Annotated in this window: 16 protein-coding genes and 1 tRNA gene; 5 read left to right on the top strand and 12 right to left on the bottom strand. The window is 66.6% G+C overall.

Features of this window, described 5'->3' with window-relative positions; all coding sequences use genetic code 11:
- Positions 1-1,929 precede the first annotated feature (1,929 nt).
- The 3 genes from ACTWPW_RS45695 to rlmB form a co-directional block, all read right to left on the bottom strand.
- Positions 1,930-3,246, bottom strand: a complete 1,317-nt coding sequence (locus ACTWPW_RS45695) for a hypothetical protein (protein ID WP_443172436.1) — start codon at positions 3,244-3,246, stop codon at positions 1,930-1,932.
- A 298-nt stretch (positions 3,247-3,544) separates the two neighbouring features.
- Positions 3,545-3,617 (bottom strand) — tRNA-Thr (locus tag ACTWPW_RS45700).
- Positions 3,618-3,637: 20 nt separating this feature from the next.
- On the bottom strand, positions 3,638-4,600 hold the full coding sequence (gene rlmB / locus ACTWPW_RS45705) for a 23S rRNA (guanosine(2251)-2'-O)-methyltransferase RlmB (protein WP_364119714.1): 963 nt from the start codon (positions 4,598-4,600) through the stop codon (positions 3,638-3,640).
- Between the two features lie 273 nt (positions 4,601-4,873).
- On the opposite strand from rlmB, the gene ACTWPW_RS45710 reads away from it, so the two are divergent.
- Together ACTWPW_RS45710 and ACTWPW_RS45715 are read left to right on the top strand one after the other, a co-directional pair.
- Positions 4,874-5,374, top strand: a complete 501-nt coding sequence (locus ACTWPW_RS45710; protein ID WP_375116985.1) for a SigE family RNA polymerase sigma factor — start codon at positions 4,874-4,876, stop codon at positions 5,372-5,374.
- Entirely contained in the window at positions 5,371-6,567 is a 1,197-nt protein-coding gene (locus tag ACTWPW_RS45715; protein ID WP_443172437.1) for a hypothetical protein, read from the top strand. The genes ACTWPW_RS45710 and ACTWPW_RS45715 overlap by 4 nt, the downstream gene beginning before the upstream one ends.
- Here the strand turns inward: ACTWPW_RS45715 and cysS are convergent.
- Positions 6,564-7,955 carry a cysteine--tRNA ligase gene (gene cysS, locus ACTWPW_RS45720; RefSeq protein WP_443172438.1) on the bottom strand — a complete coding sequence of 464 codons (1,392 nt, stop codon included), beginning with the start codon at positions 7,953-7,955 and terminating at the stop codon, positions 6,564-6,566. The two genes, ACTWPW_RS45715 and cysS, sit on opposite strands and share 4 nt — an antisense overlap.
- 42 nt (positions 7,956-7,997) lie before the next feature.
- Entirely contained in the window at positions 7,998-8,384 is a 387-nt protein-coding gene (locus tag ACTWPW_RS45725) for a PPOX class F420-dependent oxidoreductase (protein ID WP_375116982.1), read from the bottom strand.
- 55 nt (positions 8,385-8,439) lie between these two features.
- Between ACTWPW_RS45725 and ACTWPW_RS45730 the strand changes: the two genes are divergently transcribed.
- A complete protein-coding gene (locus ACTWPW_RS45730) occupies positions 8,440-9,492 on the top strand; it encodes a DUF2637 domain-containing protein (RefSeq protein WP_443172439.1) in 1,053 nt (350 codons plus the stop codon).
- 84 nt (positions 9,493-9,576) lie between these two features.
- Here ACTWPW_RS45730 and ACTWPW_RS45735 read toward each other — a convergent pair whose 3' ends face one another.
- From ACTWPW_RS45735 to ACTWPW_RS45750, 4 genes are all read right to left on the bottom strand, one after another.
- Positions 9,577-9,846 (bottom strand): GlsB/YeaQ/YmgE family stress response membrane protein, encoded by a 270-nt coding sequence (locus ACTWPW_RS45735; RefSeq protein WP_364119728.1) that lies wholly within the window; start codon positions 9,844-9,846, stop codon positions 9,577-9,579.
- Between the two features lie 97 nt (positions 9,847-9,943).
- On the bottom strand, positions 9,944-10,231 hold the full coding sequence (locus ACTWPW_RS45740; RefSeq protein ID WP_375116980.1) for a GlsB/YeaQ/YmgE family stress response membrane protein: 288 nt from the start codon (positions 10,229-10,231) through the stop codon (positions 9,944-9,946).
- Between the two features lie 179 nt (positions 10,232-10,410).
- Positions 10,411-10,881 (bottom strand): 2-C-methyl-D-erythritol 2,4-cyclodiphosphate synthase, encoded by a 471-nt coding sequence (ispF, locus tag ACTWPW_RS45745; protein WP_443172440.1) that lies wholly within the window; start codon positions 10,879-10,881, stop codon positions 10,411-10,413.
- Positions 10,882-10,898: 17 nt separating this feature from the next.
- The gene (locus tag ACTWPW_RS45750; RefSeq protein ID WP_020544658.1) at positions 10,899-11,381 is read right to left on the bottom strand and encodes a CarD family transcriptional regulator; all 483 of its coding nucleotides are present in this window, start codon (positions 11,379-11,381) and stop codon (positions 10,899-10,901) included.
- A 179-nt stretch (positions 11,382-11,560) separates the two neighbouring features.
- Here ACTWPW_RS45750 and ACTWPW_RS45755 point away from each other — a divergent pair, with 179 nt between their 5' ends.
- The gene (locus ACTWPW_RS45755) at positions 11,561-12,214 is read left to right on the top strand and encodes a copper chaperone PCu(A)C (protein ID WP_364119736.1); all 654 of its coding nucleotides are present in this window, start codon (positions 11,561-11,563) and stop codon (positions 12,212-12,214) included.
- A gap of 53 nt (positions 12,215-12,267) precedes the next feature.
- Here ACTWPW_RS45755 and ACTWPW_RS45760 read toward each other — a convergent pair whose 3' ends face one another.
- Together ACTWPW_RS45760 and ACTWPW_RS45765 are read right to left on the bottom strand one after the other, a co-directional pair.
- The gene (locus ACTWPW_RS45760) at positions 12,268-12,960 is read right to left on the bottom strand and encodes a response regulator transcription factor (protein WP_364119739.1); all 693 of its coding nucleotides are present in this window, start codon (positions 12,958-12,960) and stop codon (positions 12,268-12,270) included.
- Between the two features lie 67 nt (positions 12,961-13,027).
- Positions 13,028-14,200, bottom strand: coding sequence for a sensor histidine kinase (locus ACTWPW_RS45765; RefSeq protein ID WP_364120005.1), 1,173 nt, complete (start codon positions 14,198-14,200; stop codon positions 13,028-13,030).
- 133 nt (positions 14,201-14,333) lie between these two features.
- Here ACTWPW_RS45765 and phoU point away from each other — a divergent pair, with 133 nt between their 5' ends.
- A complete protein-coding gene (gene phoU, locus ACTWPW_RS45770; RefSeq protein ID WP_364119742.1) occupies positions 14,334-14,978 on the top strand; it encodes a phosphate signaling complex protein PhoU in 645 nt (214 codons plus the stop codon).
- 145 nt (positions 14,979-15,123) lie between these two features.
- On the opposite strand, the gene ACTWPW_RS45775 is transcribed toward phoU, so the two are convergent.
- The gene (locus tag ACTWPW_RS45775) at positions 15,124-16,086 is read right to left on the bottom strand and encodes a helix-turn-helix transcriptional regulator (RefSeq protein WP_375116978.1); all 963 of its coding nucleotides are present in this window, start codon (positions 16,084-16,086) and stop codon (positions 15,124-15,126) included.
- Between the last annotated feature and the right edge of the window lie 11 nt (positions 16,087-16,097).

The following is a 16,097-nucleotide window of genomic DNA, read 5'->3' on the forward strand; positions in this document are numbered from 1 at the left end:
CTCCGACCAGCAAGAACCCAGCACACAGGCGTGGACACACGACTCGCAGGCTCTCCCACGCCCGTTGTCCCAGGTCAAACACCCAATTCAGCGCTCTCGTCTGCCCACTAACTGCGAAACTCGGGTTTGACTCGCGCTCTCCTTACCGCTGCCACCTCTCGGCTCGACGGCAGGCCAGCAGCCGCAACCACCTCACGAAATCATCGCGTGATTCTCTCCAACGCAATGGAGTTCGCCTTGGAGATGGGACTCCTAGAGGCGAATCCGATCAAGAGTCTGCGGTGGCAGACCCCGAGATCATCCCTCGAAGTAGACCGACGCTCAGTCATCAATCCCACACAAGCCCACGCGCTGCTCGAAGCCGTGCGGCAGCAGCAACCTAGTGGTCCTCTCCTGATGCCCTTCTTCGCGGTCATCTACTTTGCGGGACTACGCCCAGAGGAAGCGGCGAGCCTTCACGAGAGCGACCTAAGCTTGCCAGCCAGCGATGGCGCATGGGGTCTAATCCACCTTTCACACGCAACGCCCGTCGCGGGAAAGGAATGGACAGATTCCGGCCGTAGTCGAGATTACAGGGGTCTCAAGCATCGCGCGCAGGGTGAAACGCGGCCTGTACCCTGCGCTCCCGAACTAGTCACAATCCTCCGCACGCACTTGAGGGTTTCAGGCAGCCAAACGGGCGGCCGCGTTTTCCGCGGTATCGCAGGAGGCGAACTCTCGCCGACCACTATCCGTCGAGCATGGGATGCTGCGAGGAGGAGCGCCTTGAGCGTAACAGATTATGCCTCACCACTAGCCAAACGACCTTACGACCTACGCCACGCCTGCCTATCGACGTGGCTGAACGCCGGGGTGCCGGCTAAGCAAGTCGCCGAGTGGGCGGGGAACAGCGTAAAGGTTCTCCTCAGCACCTACTCAAAATGCCTCGTCGGCCAAGAAGAGGCCGCCTTGAAGCGCATAGGCGATGCACTAAGACTCAAGTAGATCGAAGACATCGGGCTGGACTCTGGCAAGGGTCCAGCTCCAATTTGATATCCGGACGCACTAGCACAGCAAGTCCGGGGTCATCACACTTAGTCTATTGGCCGTCTCAGGCCATGAGATGCTAGTCCCATTTAGGGGGCGGTAGCGAAAGCCAGAGCCTGCTTCTACGCGCAATTCTGACCCCTACCCAGCCGCCGATGACTCCAATCAACAAGAAAGCACCTCCTAACGATACCTGAGCTACACCTCCTTCAGCGAAGAGAGCGATGGCACCACCAACGCCGAGAGCAGGCCCAATGGTCAGCAACACAATATCGACGATCGAGACTCGCCAAACCGCTCCCCAAGAGTCCCGCGCTAGCCGCACAGAGCGCATCGCCCTAACGCCAGTAACACGGCAATCGACTTGTATTGCATCAAAGGTTCCATCTAGAAGGAATTGAACCTCGATGACGTCAGCCGGGTTTAGCAGGCAGGGTGCTAAATGAATCGCCTCCTCATCGACTTGCAAACTTGGCCGCAGTCCCGCCGGATGCACTCCTGTTACCTCGGCCGTGAGCACCCGAGATCTGGAAAAACTGATAGATAATGGGCGCTCAAAGTGCGAAGGCTCAATCGAGGCAGTGCCAATGTTCGCAATGCGCATTGCTACCAATCTCGGCTCCGCTACAACCTTTCTATTATAATGCACACGAACCGAAAACGGGGTCTTGGCCGCAAGAAGCGGACGATTTGTCAGTATTACGTAGCCCAGCTCCCTACGCTGACGCTGCCATCGATAGATGAGCAAGGACGCGATAATAGCCAACACGCCAACGACGACCCCTGCGAAGGCGATCGCATCTGTCACGAGATCCGCCCTCTCTGATCAGAACGTGCAACCTGGAACCCGGAAGCAACGAGACACCAGTTTGCTAGATCACTGAACCTATTGCCACTGCTCCTCTATTCCATCTTCTCGCCGTCATCATCCTCCGGGATCTGCGCAGAAAACCACAAAACCATTCCAAGCGTCGTCGCCAAACCAAGATCCTGTAGTCGCTGCAGAGCTTCTCGATGAGTTATCTGATACTCGCTCTCGACACGAGTAACTACGCGCCCAGCCTCCGTCTTTATCGCATCGATAGTCTCCCTGGCAATCTCGTCATCGCGCTGCTTCTTAAAACTGAAAAAGACGTCAACTAGCAGCGTTAACCCAACGACCGCACCAAAGAATCCCGAGAACACTTTTAAAGCGATAGCAATATCGCCAACTGGCACTATCCCATCAACTCCATTGAGAGCGAGCGAAGAAAGCGCATAGTGCAAGAATCCCAAGAATGAGAACTCCTGGTCGAGTTTGAACTGAGACGTCGAGAACTTATAAACGACCACATTGACAATCGCCAAGTTCACGGTCGTATACGCAAACAGCACCACATACGAGAGCAAGCTGAGAATGTAAGGTGCAGGACTTTTTCGATAACGGTCGAGCCTATATGCATAGAAGTCGCTAGCCTTTATAACGAGAAGAGCACTTGAAAGACTCTTCGCGAGCTCCTCGGTCTGCCTAGTATTGAAGCGCTTGGCTCGACTCTTGCTCAGCGACTGTGGGAGCGATGACCACTTCATAACTTGCCCTGAGCGTAGGATCCTCTTCGCCACCTCGGCGTGCGCGCGAAGAAAATGGCGAGACGCGAAAACCGAGATGAAGGTTCGCGCGAACGTCCAGATCAAGCATAGAAGTAGCACGCTACCGAGAGGCAGCATCAGGATAGGCGGCTTGACTCCCGCTACAAGAAATATACAGCATATCTCGGCAACACGGACCGAGATGTTCGCCTTGTAATTACGCCCCACAGAATAGGCGATCTGAGTTAAGGCGATCGCCAGATCCCAACTCCAAAATTTATAAAGCCTCAGCGGAACGTGCCAAGCTGCCAGAATAACAGGAAAGAAGACGATATACAGGATCCACCACACATACCGCCTAAAGCTGTGCACTAGAGCCACTAGCAGCCCAGCTATCAGGATGATTCTTAGGTCCAGCACCCAAGGTGCATCGGGGAAGAGCTCAGTTATAAGGACATAATCTATGTCAAGGAAAAACATCTTCACAAAGATGTACAGCCAAAGAAGAAGTGCAATTACTTGGGCACCACGAAGCTTCCGCGGGGACGGAGACCGCACTCCCGGAGTTTCAACCTGCTTGCCTGACTGCTGCTTTGCAGCTCGCCTCCTCGGCGCCGACGAGACTCGGTCCCATAGGCTGCTGTCAGTCATCTGGCTCCCTGCGTCGGCACGATGCTAGACGGTTATCCCAACAAGAGGTGCGTTCCCGACAGGACCCCTGAGGCCGCGCCGCCCCACTTGATGTGTTTGTAGCTTCCAGGAGTTCTCGCCCTCAGGCGGGCTACTCGGGTCTTTGGCTGCCTGCGGTCTGACGGTAGTGCGTGGGCAAGCATTGGGTACGACCTCCCGCTGTGCACCGCTGTTAGCCGCACACAGCCGGACACCCATACCTGGTCCGCAATAGCAGAAGGCCCAGGTCACCCCTAAGATGACCCAGGCATTCTGGGAGAGCCGACGAGGGGAATCGAACCCCTGACCTTCTGTTTACAAGACAGATGCTCTGCCGATTGAGCTACGTCGGCACGGTCTACCAGTGTAGACGCTAGAGACGCCTGTGACGAGCGACCTCATACAGCGCCACCCCAGCCGCCACCCCCGCGTTGAGCGACTCGGCCGCCGCCTGCATCGGGATGCGCGTCACCACGTCGCAGTGCTCCCGCACCAGCCGTGAGAGCCCCTTGCCCTCCGAGCCCACGACCACCACCAGCGGTTCGGTCAGCAGGTCGACGTCGCCGATGTCGGTCTCGCCGGCACCGTCGAGGCCGATCACGAACAGCCCGGCCTCCCGGTATTCCCGCAGTGCCGCCGTCAGGTTCGACGCGCGGGCCACGCGGAGGGTGGCGAGCGTGCCGGCGGAGGTCTTCCAGGCGCCGCCCGTGACGCCGGCCGAGCGGCGGGACGGGACGAGCAGGCCGTGGGCGCCGAAGGCGGTGGCGGAGCGGGCGATGGCGCCCAGGTTGCGGGGGTCGGTGACCGAGTCGAGGGCGACGATCAGCGGCACCTCGCCGGCTTCCTCCGCGAGGTCCACCAGCTCGGACGGGTGCGCGTAGTCGTATGCCGGGATCTGGAGGGCGATGCCCTGGTGGACGGCACCCTCCGTCAGACGGTCGAGCTTGTCGCGGGAGACCTCGAGCAGGGCGATGCCGCGCTCTGCCGCGATCTTGATGGAGTCGCGTACGCGGTCGTCGTTGTCGATGCGCTGGGCCACGTAGAGGGCGTTGCTCGGCACCCCCGCCTGCAGCGCTTCCAGCACCGGGTTGCGGCCGCCGATGTATTCGGGGGCGTCTTCCGAGCGCCGCTGCCTGGCAGGCGCGGCGCGCCGGGCGCCTCCCTGCTCCTCGCGCGCGATGCGCTCGGTGCGGGCCTTGTCCTTGTACCAGTGACGCATTTCGGCAGGCGGTGTCGCGCCCCGGCCCTCGAGCGACCGGCGGCGCTGCCCTCCGGCGCCTTTGGACGGGCCCTTTTTCTTCGCGGGCCTGCCCGATGCCCTACCCCCTGCTGCCATGCCATCAAGGGTACTCGGGCCGCCAGCCACCTCAGCCCGCGGCGGCGAGGGAGGTCTTTCGCAGCGGATGGGCGGTGCTCGCGGAGAGGGTCGAGGAAAGAGGAGGTCGAAGGGCACCGTGCACAGTCGTCCGAGGCAGGGGCAGAGTCGAGTGGTCGATCCGCACTTCCCGGGCGGGCCCCGCATCGCCCACGGCAGAAGTCCACCGGCCGTTCAACAAATCCCCCGCCAAGTCCGTCTCTGTGGAGACGGACCAGGGAAAGGCGATGACAAGTGGAAGACGACTCCCGCTTCACGGAGTTCGTCGCGGAGCGAGCCAATGCGTTACTGCGTTACGGCTACGCGCTCAGCGGCAACCCGCATGACGCGGCCGACCTGACGCAGGAGGCGCTGATCAGGCTGCACAGGGCCTGGTCGAGGGTGCGCCGGAAGGAGGATCCGGAACGCTACACCAAGGTCATCATGACCCGGCTCCACATCAGCGCCTGGAGACTGCGCCGCCGCGAGCACCTGGCCTGGGCGCTGCCGGAGACGCCCCTGCACGACGCGCTGCCCTCCGACGACGACCAGGAGCTGTGGCAGGCCCTCGACGGGCTGCCACGTAAGCAGCGCGCCGTGCTCGTCCTCCGCTTCTACGAGCAACTCGCCGACGCGGAGATCGCCGAGCTCCTCGGCATCTCCCAGGGAACCGTACGCAGCCACGCCTCGCTCGGGCTGGCCAAGCTCCGTTCCGCGATCGCCCACCGTATCCCCGCCAAGAGGAGCACCCCGTGACCAAGGAGCTGGAAGACGACCTCCGCCGGGTCATCGGCCGCGCCGCCGAGACCGCGCCGCAGGCACCGAGCGGCCTGTCCACGGCGATCGTGGGCCGCTCGCGGCGGCGCCGGGCGCGTACGCTGGCCGCCGTGACGGCGCTCGCCGTGGCGGTCGTCGCGGGCGGCGTGTCCGTGACGGTACGCGACCTCGGCGACGACAGCGCCCACCTGGCGGTGAATCCCGTCCCATCACCTCAAGAGAGCCAGGCCGCTCAGGAAGGCCGTCCTGCCCCCGTCGAGGAGGTGTGGCCGAACGCCGTGTGGAAGATCCCGGCGAAGCTTTCGGACGGCCGCAAGTTCCAGCCGCTGCTGTTCATCGACGACCGGACGATCCTGCTGTCGACGTGGTCGAGCTTCGAGAAGGCCGACGCGATCTACGCCTACGACCTCGGCACCGGCGATGTCCGCAAGATCGCCGACATCCGGACGCCGAAGGGCGTGTTCGCCTCGGGGTACGCGGTCGGCGAAGGCCGAGTCGTCTGGCAGACGGTCCGGAACAGGCGTACCGAATTCTGGTCCGTCCCCATCACGGGCGGAGAGCCCACCGCCATCGCGACGGACGCCCCGGTCGAGGGCGGCACCGACGCCTCCGCCGTGGTCGCCGGCAAGCTCGCCTTCTCCCTCGTCAAAGGAGGCGTCTTCACCCTGCCCCTCGACGGCGGGCAGGTGACCCCCGTCGCGGGTGCCGACCGCCACCACATCCTGCGCTGGCCGTGGGTGGGGACCCCGGGCGACTACACGCCGGACAACGAGCCCAGCTTCGAGGAGCTGCTCAACGTCGAGACCGGGGAGACCAGCAAGGCGCTCGTCCGGCCGGGCGAGAAGTTCGTCAGGTGCGGCGTCACCACGTGCGTCGGCACGGGCGCCGACGAGAAGTATTTCCACCGCCTGCGCGACGGCTCGCAGCAGCGGGAGCTGCCGCAGTGGGCGGCGCTCGGGCTGGCCTACGACCGCTTCATGGCCATCCACCTGCCCATGCCCACCGGCGGCCAGGCGCTGCTCGACCTGACCACCGGCAAGTCCGGCGACCTGGGCCTGCGCCCCGACGCCAAGGGCGGGTCGGTCAGCGTCCAGCCGGGCCTGACCGGGAACCGCCTGGTCTCCTACCCGCTGGGAGACCAGTACGTGATCATCGACCTCTTGCGGATCTAGTGGGTCAGCTCCCAGCGAGCCCCGTGCGGCGTGTCCTCCACCGTGATGCCGGCGGCCGCCAGCTGGTTCCTGATCGCGTCGGCGGCCGCGTAGTCCTTGCGCTCCCTGGCCGCCTTGCGCTGCTCCAGCGCCACCGCCACCAGCGCGTCCACCACCGGGGTCAGGTCCGACCCGGCACCGCGCCACTGCGGCGAGCGCGGGTCGAGGCCCAGAACGTCGAGCATGTTCTGGGTCTCGGCCAGCAGCCGCGCCACGGCTTCCTTGTCGCCCTTGGACAGCGCCACGTTGCCCTCGCGCACCACCTCGTGCACGACCGCCAGCGCCTGGGGCGTGCCCAGGTCGTCGTCGAGCGCGTCGGCGAACGCCTGGGGCAGCGGCGCGTCGGCGTCCACGTCGTGGATGACCTCCGCGGCCCGCGTCACGAAGCCCTCGATCCGCTGGTAGGCCGCTGCGGCCTCCAGCAGCGCCTCCTCCGAGTATTCGATCGAGGAGCGGTAGTGCGGCGCCGCCAGGTAGTAGCGCAGCTCCACCGGCCGGACCTTCTGCACCATCTCGGGAATCAGCAGCGAGTTGCCGAGCGACTTGCTCATCTTCTCCGCGCCGATCTTGAGCATCCCGTTGTGCATCCAGAAACGCGCGAAGCCGTCGCCCGCGGCCTGGGACTGGGCGATCTCGTTCTCGTGGTGCGGGAAGATCAGGTCGAGCCCGCCGCCGTGGATGTCGAACGTCGGGCCCAGGTATTTCGTCGCCATGGCCGAGCACTCCAGGTGCCAGCCGGGGCGCCCGGGCCCCCACGGCGTCGGCCACGTCGGCTCGCCCGGCTTCTCGCCCTTCCACAGGGCGAAGTCGCGCGGATCGCGCTTGCAGGACTCGTCGTCGGTGTCGGCCGCGGGCCGCATGTTCTCCACCTTCTGGTTGGAGAGCGTGCCGTAGCGGTCGGCGTAGGACTGCACGTCGAAGTAGACGTCTCCACCGGATGCGTACGCGTGCCCGCGCTCGATCAGCCGCTCCATCAGCGTGATCATCTCGGGCACATGGCCCGTGGCGCGCGGCTCGACGGTCGGCGGCAGGCAGCCCAGCGTGTCGTAGGCCCAGGTGAAGGCCCGCTGGTTGCGCTCGGCCACGACGAACCAGGGCACGCTCTCGGCGGCCGACACCCTGATGATCTTGTCGTCGATGTCCGTGACGTTGCGGCAGAACGTCACGTCATATCCGGAACGCGCCATCCAGCGCCTGAGCACGTCGAAATTCACGCCCGAGCGGATGTGCCCGATGTGCGGGGGAGCCTGCACGGTTGCCCCACACAGGTAAATCGACGCCCGGCCGGCTTCGACCGGAACGAATTCACGGATGGCGCGCGTACTGGTGTCGTAGATGTGCAGGCTCACGAGGAAAGGCTAACGCCTCGCGGCCGCCATCACGTCGATTAATCAGCCTCGCAAGAAGACCCTGTCCGGCGAGATCCGTACGATGAGCCGCTCGACGCCCGGCTTGTCCTCCCATGGGAGCCCTCGGTACTTCTGCGACAGCTCGTCGATGAGCGCGCCCTCGGGGTCGGGCGTCACGGTGACGCGCCCGCGTACTTCCACGTAGCGGTACGGATCGGCCGGGTCGATCACCAGCAGGCTCGCCCGGGGGTCGCGCTCGAAGTTCCGCGGCTTCCTGCGCCCCTTCACGGTCGAGAAGATCACGTCGTCGCCGTCCGTACGCACCCACACGACCGACGACTGCGGCCCGCCGTCGGGGTTGATGCTGGTCACCGTCGCGTAATTGGGCGCGTCCAGAAGTTTGCGGACATCTTCCGTGAGCTCGGCCATGCGGGGTCTCCCTTGATCGGTCTGCGACCCCATTCTTCTGTAGGCTCGAACCGCCATGGACGTGACTCCCCCCTCTTTGCTCCGCCGCCTGGGCATCGCCCTGGCCGGGCTCGCCGTCGCCGCCCTCACCGGGGCCGCGTGCGCGCTCTCCTTCGACGACCTGCGCGCGCTGGCGCTCACCGGCGAGGCCCGCCCCGACCTCGCCTTCCTCTACCCGGCCGCCTTCGACGCGCTCCTGGTGGTGGCGCTGATCGGCGTGCTGCTGCTGCGCCCGGCCAGGATGCTCGTACGCGTCCAGGCGGCGTTCGTACTGGTCCTGCTCATCGTGGCGGCCGCGGCGGCGAACGTGGCCACGGCGGTGCGGTTCACGTTCGACGTGCGGCCGACGGCCGTGGGCGTGGCCCTGGCGCCCTGGGTCATGCTGGCCCTGGCGCTGTGGCTGTGGTTACTGCTGATCAAGCACGTGCAGGCCCATCGCGCCCAGGGCTCGGGCGAGGGCGACGACCGTACGGCCGAGCAGGACATCGTGCCGTTCCACCGCTCCCCGTCCCAGGCCGAGACACCGCCCCCGCTCGCCACGCAGGCGCCGGTGCCCGTGCTGGAGCCCACGCCGGTGGTCGGTCCCACCGCCGCCCCCGAGACGCCCCCGGTCTCGACGCGGGTGTCCGAGTGGCCGGTGCAGGAGGAGAAAGACCCCGAATTAGAACCCCAGCCTGAGCCCGAGCCCGAGCCCCGCCCTGAGCCCGAACGAGAGCCTGAGCCCGAGCCGGAACCCGAGCCCCGCCCTGAGCCCGAGTCCGCGCCCGAGCCTGAGTCGTTGACGCGCCCCGTCCGCTGGGGTGACCGGGTCAAGCCCACCGACGTCCTCGTCCACCCCCGCTCCGACCGCAGGGACGAGGAGGAGGACGCCGACACCCAGCCCCACCCCGTCGTCGGGGACGACGAGGTCCCGGATCCCGAGCACGGCCCCGAGGCCGCCGACTCCGGAGAGCGCCGTGAGGAGACGCGTGAGGAGCTGGAGGACACCGCCCCTCACCCGGTGATCCACGACGACACCCCGGCCCCCTCAGGGCGTCTGCGCAGCACGCCACGCCCGCCTGAGGACTGAGCACGCCCGCCTGAGAGCTGAGAAGGGGCCCGCCCGGGACGAATCCCGGGCGGGCCCATCTATCCCGCCTGGAGGCCGCTGCCGTCAGACGCTGGTGCCGCGACGGAGCCCGGCCACCAGGCCGACTCCGACAATGGCAAGCACCACCTGCATCACCAGCTCGATCCAGTCGATGCCGGGTGTCGTCTGCACACCGAGCACCTGTGCGAGCAGCGTGCCCAGCAGAGCCGCCACGATGCCGACGACGATGGTGAGGATCCACCCGATGGCCTGCCTGCCTGGGAGCAGCAGGCGACCGATTGCGCCAATCACGGCGCCAATCACTATGGCGCCAAGGATGGATTCGATGGTCATGACATGAAACCTCCCCGTGAGGGTGAGCGGTTCACTCTCACGGAGAGGTGGCTACCCGATCTACGGCGATTATGCGCCGTCTTGGTGAAGGGGCAGGTCAGGTCATTGTTCTGCCGCTGCGACCGCCGCGCCCCATGCCCATTCGCGTCACAAGGAGCACACCGGCGACAGCCAGTACGAGCTGGAGTATGTGTTCGATCCAGTCGATCCCTCGCGTGTCCGCCCAGCCGGCCGCCTGTGCGATCAGCGTGCCGATCAGGGCGGCGACGATGCCGACGATGAGGGTCAGACCGATGGACATGTTCTGCCTGCCGGGCACCAGCAGCCGGGCAAGCGCACCGACGATGGCGCCGATGACTACTGCGGAAACAATCGCGCCGATCATGTGTAGCTCCCCCCGAGACGTTCACATGTCTTGGGGAGACCTACCCCCTGAGCAGGCAAACTACCCATGGGAAGGCGGCGGTCCGTACCGCGCCAGTGACGAACCGCCGCCTCCGAACTCGACGGGCTCGGCGGCCCGCCGGGACACCCTCACGCATCCCTACGTATGACGCCCGCGGTTCAGGAAAGGTTGACGACCAGAGCGGTCGCGATGGCCGCGACACCCTCGCCGCGGCCGGTCAGCCCCAGCCCGTCGGTGGTGGTGGCGGAGATGCTCACGGGCGCGCCCACGGCGGCGGCGAGCGCCAGCTCGGCCTCTGCACGGCGTGGCGCCAGCTTGGGCCGGTTGCCGACCACCTGGATGGCCACGTTGCCGATCTCGTAGCCGGCGGCGCGCACCTGGCGCGCGGTCTCCTCGAGCAGGGAGGCGCCGGAGGCGCCCGCCAAGCGCGGGTCGGCGGTGCCGAACAGCCCGCCCAGATCGCCCAGGCCGGCCGCCGACAGCAACGCGTCGCAGGCCGCGTGCGCGGCAGCGTCGCCGTCGGAGTGGCCTTCGAGTCCTGTCTCGCCCGGCCAGTGCAGGCCCGCGAGGTTGAGCTCACGCCCTGAGTCAGCCGAAGCGAACGGGTGGACGTCGACTCCGACGCCCACCCGTGGAAGATTCGTGTTCAGGAGTTGAGAACCTCGTCGAGAAGGGCCTCAGCCTTGTCCTCATTGGTCTTCTCGGCCAGGGCCAACTCGCTGACCAGGATCTGGCGTGCCTTGGCGAGCATGCGCTTCTCGCCTGCGGACAGACCGCGCTCGCGGTCCCTCCGCCACAGGTCCCGAACCACCTCGGCGACCTTGTTCACATCGCCGGATGCGAGCTTCTCCAGATTGGCCTTGTAGCGACGAGACCAGTTGGTCGGCTCTTCCGTGTGCGGCATCCGAAGGACATCGAAAACCCGCTCAAGGCCTTCCTGACCGACAACATCGCGCACACCGACGAGTTCTGCGTTTTCGGCTGGCACCTGGACGGTAAGGTCGCCCTTGTCGACCTTGAGCACCAGGTAGGTCTTTTCCTCACCCTTGATGGATCGCGTCGTGATTGCTTCGATCCGAGCAGCCCCATGGTGGGGGTAGACGACAGTGTCGCCGACCTGGAAAGTCATGTGACAAGTACCCCTTCCGCTGTACTCCAGGGTACCACGCGTCCACAGCCTCCCGGAACAGTGAAATCCTCATAACTGCAGGTCAAGGCCGCATATTGGGGCTTGACAAGCTCTCAACTGTATGAATCGCATTTCCGGACATAGCGAATGACCTGCGGGGGTGTGGATATGACCTTGCATTGGGGTGGATATGGTGGGCGCTGCACATCACGCACGCGCGACACCTGCGCAAGACCAAGGAGAACCCGCCCGTGACCAGCCGTCGCTGGATTGTCGTAGCCGCCGCGTTCTTGGCAGCCCCCGTGCTCGCGGGCTGCGGGGCTGGAATCGACGCCACCACCAACAAGCCGTACGCCCCGAACGAGGCGCAAGCGTTGATCGAGAAGGGTTCGTACGGCAACCAGAGCGGCATTCACATCCCGCAGGCGTTCATCCTCGGCCCCGACTCCGGAGCGCAGCTGGCCTGGCGCGGCTCCGCCCCGATCTACCTGAACATCCTCAACACCGCCGGCGCCCCGGACACGCTTCAGGCGGTCTCCGCGGGCAACATGGGCACGGTGAAGGTCACGGCGCCGATCCAGCTCCCGAGCAACCAGCTCGTCAACACCGGCAAGCCCACCCCGCAGATCATGCTCGAGGCGATCCCCAAGAGCCTCAGGGGCGGCGAGACCATCAAGCTGGACCTCCAGTTCGCCAACGCCGGAGTCGTGTCCCTGAACGTGCCTGTGGTCACGCGCAGCCGCGAGTTCAAGGACTACCCCCCGGCCCCCGGCGCCACCCCGGCCCCCACGCCGACCCCGACGCCGTCCGCCCCCGCGGAAGAGGCCCACTGACGCGCTGAGGGCATGCGAAACCCCGGCACCGCCGTTCGCGGTACCGGGGTTCCTCACTCCTCCACGGCGTCGAACTTGTAGCCCAGGCCGCGCACGGTCAGGATGCAGCGCGGGTTGGACGGGTCGGCCTCGATCTTGGCGCGCAGGCGCTTGACGTGGACGTCCAGCGTCTTGGTGTCGCCCACGTAGTCGGCGCCCCAGACGCGGTCGATGAGCTGGCCCCGGGTCAGCACCCGCCCCGCGTTGCGGAGCAGCACCTCCAGCAGCTCGAACTCCTTCAGCGGCAGCTGCACCGCCTCACCCCGCACGGCGACGACGTGCCTGTCGACGTCCATGCGCACGGGGCCGACGGCCAGCACGGCCGTCTCCAGCTCCTCCGGCATGTCACCCTGGCGGCGCAGCACGGCGCGGATGCGGGCCACCAGCTCGCGCGAGGAGAACGGCTTGGTGACGTAGTCGTCGGCGCCCAGTTCGAGGCCCACGACCTTGTCGATCTCGCTGTCCTTGGCCGTCAGCATGATGACCGGCACCTTGGAGCGCTGCCTGAGGGAGCGGCACACCTCCGTACCGGGCAGACCGGGCAGCATCAGGTCGAGCAGCACCAGATCGGCGCCGTTGCGGTCGAACGTGTCGAGCGCCTCGGGCCCGGTCGCCGCGACCGACACCTCGAAGCCCTCCTTGCGCAGCATGTAGGACAGGGCGTCGGAGAAGGACTCCTCGTCCTCCACCACGAGTACGCGGGTCATGAGCTCTCCTTCGTCGGCCTCATGCCCCTGAGGGTGCTGCGTCCAATGGTTCCTTCGCTTCGCTCGGTCACGAGGCTGCCTCCAGGGGAATCGAGGGTGGTACGGCCACCGCCGTCCCGCCGAAGGCGGGCAGGCGGAGCGTGAAGGTGGAGCCGGACCCTTCCTTGCTCCATACGGACACCTCGCCGGCGTGCGCGGCGGCGACGTGCTTGACGATGGCGAGGCCGAGCCCGGTGCCGCCGGTGGCGCGCGACCGGGCCGCGTCGACGCGGAAGAATCGCTCGAAGATGCGCTCCAGCGCCTCCTCGGGAATGCCGATGCCCTGGTCGCTGACGCTGATCTCGACGGAGTCGCCCGCGGGCCGCACGCTGACGACGACCCTCGTGTGCTCGGGGCTGTAGGCGACCGCGTTGTCGATCAGGTTGCGCAGGGCGGTGACGAGCAGTTCGTCGTCACCCCAGATGCGCAGGCCCTCGGTGCCGCCGGTGACGAGCGCGATGTCCTTGGCGACGGCCCTGGTGTTGCAGTGGTCGATGGCGTCGTTGACGGCCTCGTCGATCGAGACCTGGCCCGGGGTGGGGATGGGCTCGGCGCCCTGGATCCTGCTGAGCGTGATCAGGTCCTGGATGAGGTAGTTGAGCCGGGCCGCCTCGTGCTGCATGCGCCCGGCGAAGCGGCTGACCGCCTCGGGGTCGTCGGCGGCGTCCTGGATGGTCTCGGCCAGCAGGCTCATGGCGCCCACCGGGGTCTTCAGCTCGTGGCTGACGTTGGCGACGAAGTCGCGGCGCACGGCCTCGACCCGGCGCCGCTCGGTCTGGTCCTCGGCCAGCACCAGCACCTGGCCGTAGGAGCCGAGGGGTGCCACGCGGACGGCGAAGTTGGTGGTCTCCTGGCCGAACTTGTGCCCGGCGACGTCGATCTCGCTCTCGCGGATCTCGCCGTCGCGGCGTACTTGTCTCGCCAGGGCGAGCAGCTCCGCGGCCATCAGGCGGTCGCCCTTGACCAGCCCGAACGCCCGTGCGGCCGAGCTGGCGCGCAGGACGCGGTCGTGGGCGTCCAGCACCACCGCGGACGAGGGCAGCACGGCCAGCACGGACGCGACGCCTTGCGGCAGCGCGGCGCCGGTCTCCACGCCGTCGGTCGCGGCGGTACGGCTGGGGGCCTCGATCTGATTGCGGTAGAACAGGACCGCCAGGGCGCCCACCACGAACCCGGCCAGGGCCGCGAAGCTCATGGCCATCTCACTCATGCCTCCGATGGTAGGTGGCGTTTCCGCAGGGACAGACCCTCTCATCAGGGGATGAACGACCCTTTCCTGGAAAGTTCATCTCGCTGTAGGGGTTCGTTCATCGACCGGGCCGTACGGTGACGACATGCGCGACGCGTACCATGAAGAACTTGATTCGCTGACCGACAAGCTGGTCGAGATGACCAGGCTTGTCCGCTCGGCCATTTCTCGTGCCACCACGGCCCTCCTCGACGCCGACCTCCAGCTCGCCGAGAGCGTCATTTCCCGCGACGAGGAAGTGAACGCGACGTTCGCGGAGGTCGAGACCTCGATCTTCGAGCTGATGGCCAGGCAGCAGCCGGTCGCGGTGGACCTGAGAATGGTCATCACGGCGCTGCGCATGGGCACCGACCTCGAGCGTATGGGCGACCTGGCCGTGCACGTGGCCAAGGTGGCCCGGCTGCGCCACCCCGACTCGGCGATCCCGCCGGAGGTGCGCTCCACCATCCTGGAGATGGGCCAGATCGCGGAGAACCTGGTCACGAAGGCCGGGAGCTGCGTGGCGTCGCGGGACGTTGACTCGGCGCTGGAGCTGGAGCAGGACGACGACGCGATGGACCGGTTGCATCGGAGGCTGTTCAGGAGCATCTTGGCCAAGGACTGGCAGCACGGGGTGGAGCCGGCGATCGACATCACGTTGGTCGGGCGGTATTACGAGCGGTACGCGGATCATGCGGTGCGGGTCGCCCAGGACGTCGTTTACCTGGTCACCGGGGCTCGCCCAAGCTAACAGCCCACGGTGCGGGACCGGGCCGAATACCCGGACTCCGCCCTGAGACACGCGCCGGCCGAGGGCCGACCGCACGGTCTTCGCGAATGGAGCGCTCCGCGAGGGGCTTACCGGCCCCTCCCGAGGCGATGATCGCTCGTGTCCGTCAGGCACCCTCCGGAACCGCCTGCCGGTAGCGGTCGGCCAACGTGCGGATCGCCGCGACGAGTTCGGGCGGCTCGGTGACCTCGAAGTCGGCATCGAGCATGCCCAGATAGCAGGCCAGCATCCGCGGTGTGTCCGAACCGACCTCGGCCACGCAGGCGTCATCGCCCAAGGGTTCCACCGGAATGCCGGACGGCAGCCGCTCGCGCACGTGTTCGGCCGGGGCGCGCACCGTCACCCGGGCCCGGCACTGCCAGGTCGCGGTGGCCAGGCCGGCGGCGACATGGCCGGCGAGGTCACCGCCAGGGTCCTCGCGCGGGGTGAACCGCGGGCCGTTCGGCGTCCGCAACCGCATCCGGTCCACCCGGAACGTGCGCCAATCGGACCTCGCGACGTCCCATCCGACCAGGTACCAGCGGCCTCGATTGTGGGCCAGCCGGTGCGGCTCGACCTCGCGGCGGCCGGCCGACCCGTCATGGCCGACGTAGTCGAACCGGAGCCGCTCGTGGTCGCGCGAGGCCGCCGCGATCGCGGTGAGCGTGTCGGCGTCCACGCTGGGGCCCGCGTGCGGAAGCGGGACGAGGTAGGCGCGCAGGCCGTTGACACGACGGCGAAGCCGCGAGGGCAGCATCTGTTCCAGCTTGGCCAGGGCACGCAGCGCTGCCTCCTCGATGCCCGTGACCGCGCCCTGTGTGGCGCCCACCCGCAGCCCGACCGCGACGGCGACCGCTTCATCGTCGTCGAGCAGCAGCGGCGGCAACTCGGCACCCGCCCCGAGCCGGTAACCGCCGGTGACGCCCCTGATCCCGTGCACGGGATAGCCGAGACCGCGCAGGCGTTCCACATCGTTGCGGACGGTGCGCGCGGTGACGCCGAGACGCTCGGCCAGCTCTGGCCCGCTCCAGTCCCGCGGCGTCTGCAGCAAGGAGAGCAGCCGCAGCAGTCGTTGTGCTGTGTCCGACATGCTGCAAGTCT

Source organism: Nonomuraea sp. KM90 (genome assembly GCF_052246675.1).
GTDB lineage: Bacteria > Actinomycetota > Actinomycetes > Streptosporangiales > Streptosporangiaceae > Nonomuraea.

What these genes read in the sequence shown, in the direction of transcription:
- ACTWPW_RS45695 (WP_443172436.1), bottom strand. Translation starts at nt 3,246, where the DNA reads ATGACTGACAGCAGCCTATGGGACCGAGTCTCGTCGGCGCCGAGGAGG.
- rlmB (WP_364119714.1), bottom strand. Translation starts at nt 4,600, where the DNA reads ATGGCAGCAGGGGGTAGGGCATCGGGCAGGCCCGCGAAGAAAAAGGGC.
- ACTWPW_RS45725 (WP_375116982.1), bottom strand. Translation starts at nt 8,384, where the DNA reads ATGGCCGAGCTCACGGAAGATGTCCGCAAACTTCTGGACGCGCCCAAT.
- ACTWPW_RS45730 (WP_443172439.1), top strand. Translation starts at nt 8,440, where the DNA reads ATGGACGTGACTCCCCCCTCTTTGCTCCGCCGCCTGGGCATCGCCCTG.
- ACTWPW_RS45735 (WP_364119728.1), bottom strand. Translation starts at nt 9,846, where the DNA reads ATGACCATCGAATCCATCCTTGGCGCCATAGTGATTGGCGCCGTGATT.
- ACTWPW_RS45740 (WP_375116980.1), bottom strand. Translation starts at nt 10,231, where the DNA reads ATGATCGGCGCGATTGTTTCCGCAGTAGTCATCGGCGCCATCGTCGGT.
- ACTWPW_RS45750 (WP_020544658.1), bottom strand. Translation starts at nt 11,381, where the DNA reads ATGACTTTCCAGGTCGGCGACACTGTCGTCTACCCCCACCATGGGGCT.
- ACTWPW_RS45760 (WP_364119739.1), bottom strand. Translation starts at nt 12,960, where the DNA reads ATGACCCGCGTACTCGTGGTGGAGGACGAGGAGTCCTTCTCCGACGCC.
- ACTWPW_RS45765 (WP_364120005.1), bottom strand. Translation starts at nt 14,200, where the DNA reads ATGGCCATGAGCTTCGCGGCCCTGGCCGGGTTCGTGGTGGGCGCCCTG.
- phoU (WP_364119742.1), top strand. Translation starts at nt 14,334, where the DNA reads ATGCGCGACGCGTACCATGAAGAACTTGATTCGCTGACCGACAAGCTG.
- ACTWPW_RS45775 (WP_375116978.1), bottom strand. Translation starts at nt 16,086, where the DNA reads ATGTCGGACACAGCACAACGACTGCTGCGGCTGCTCTCCTTGCTGCAG.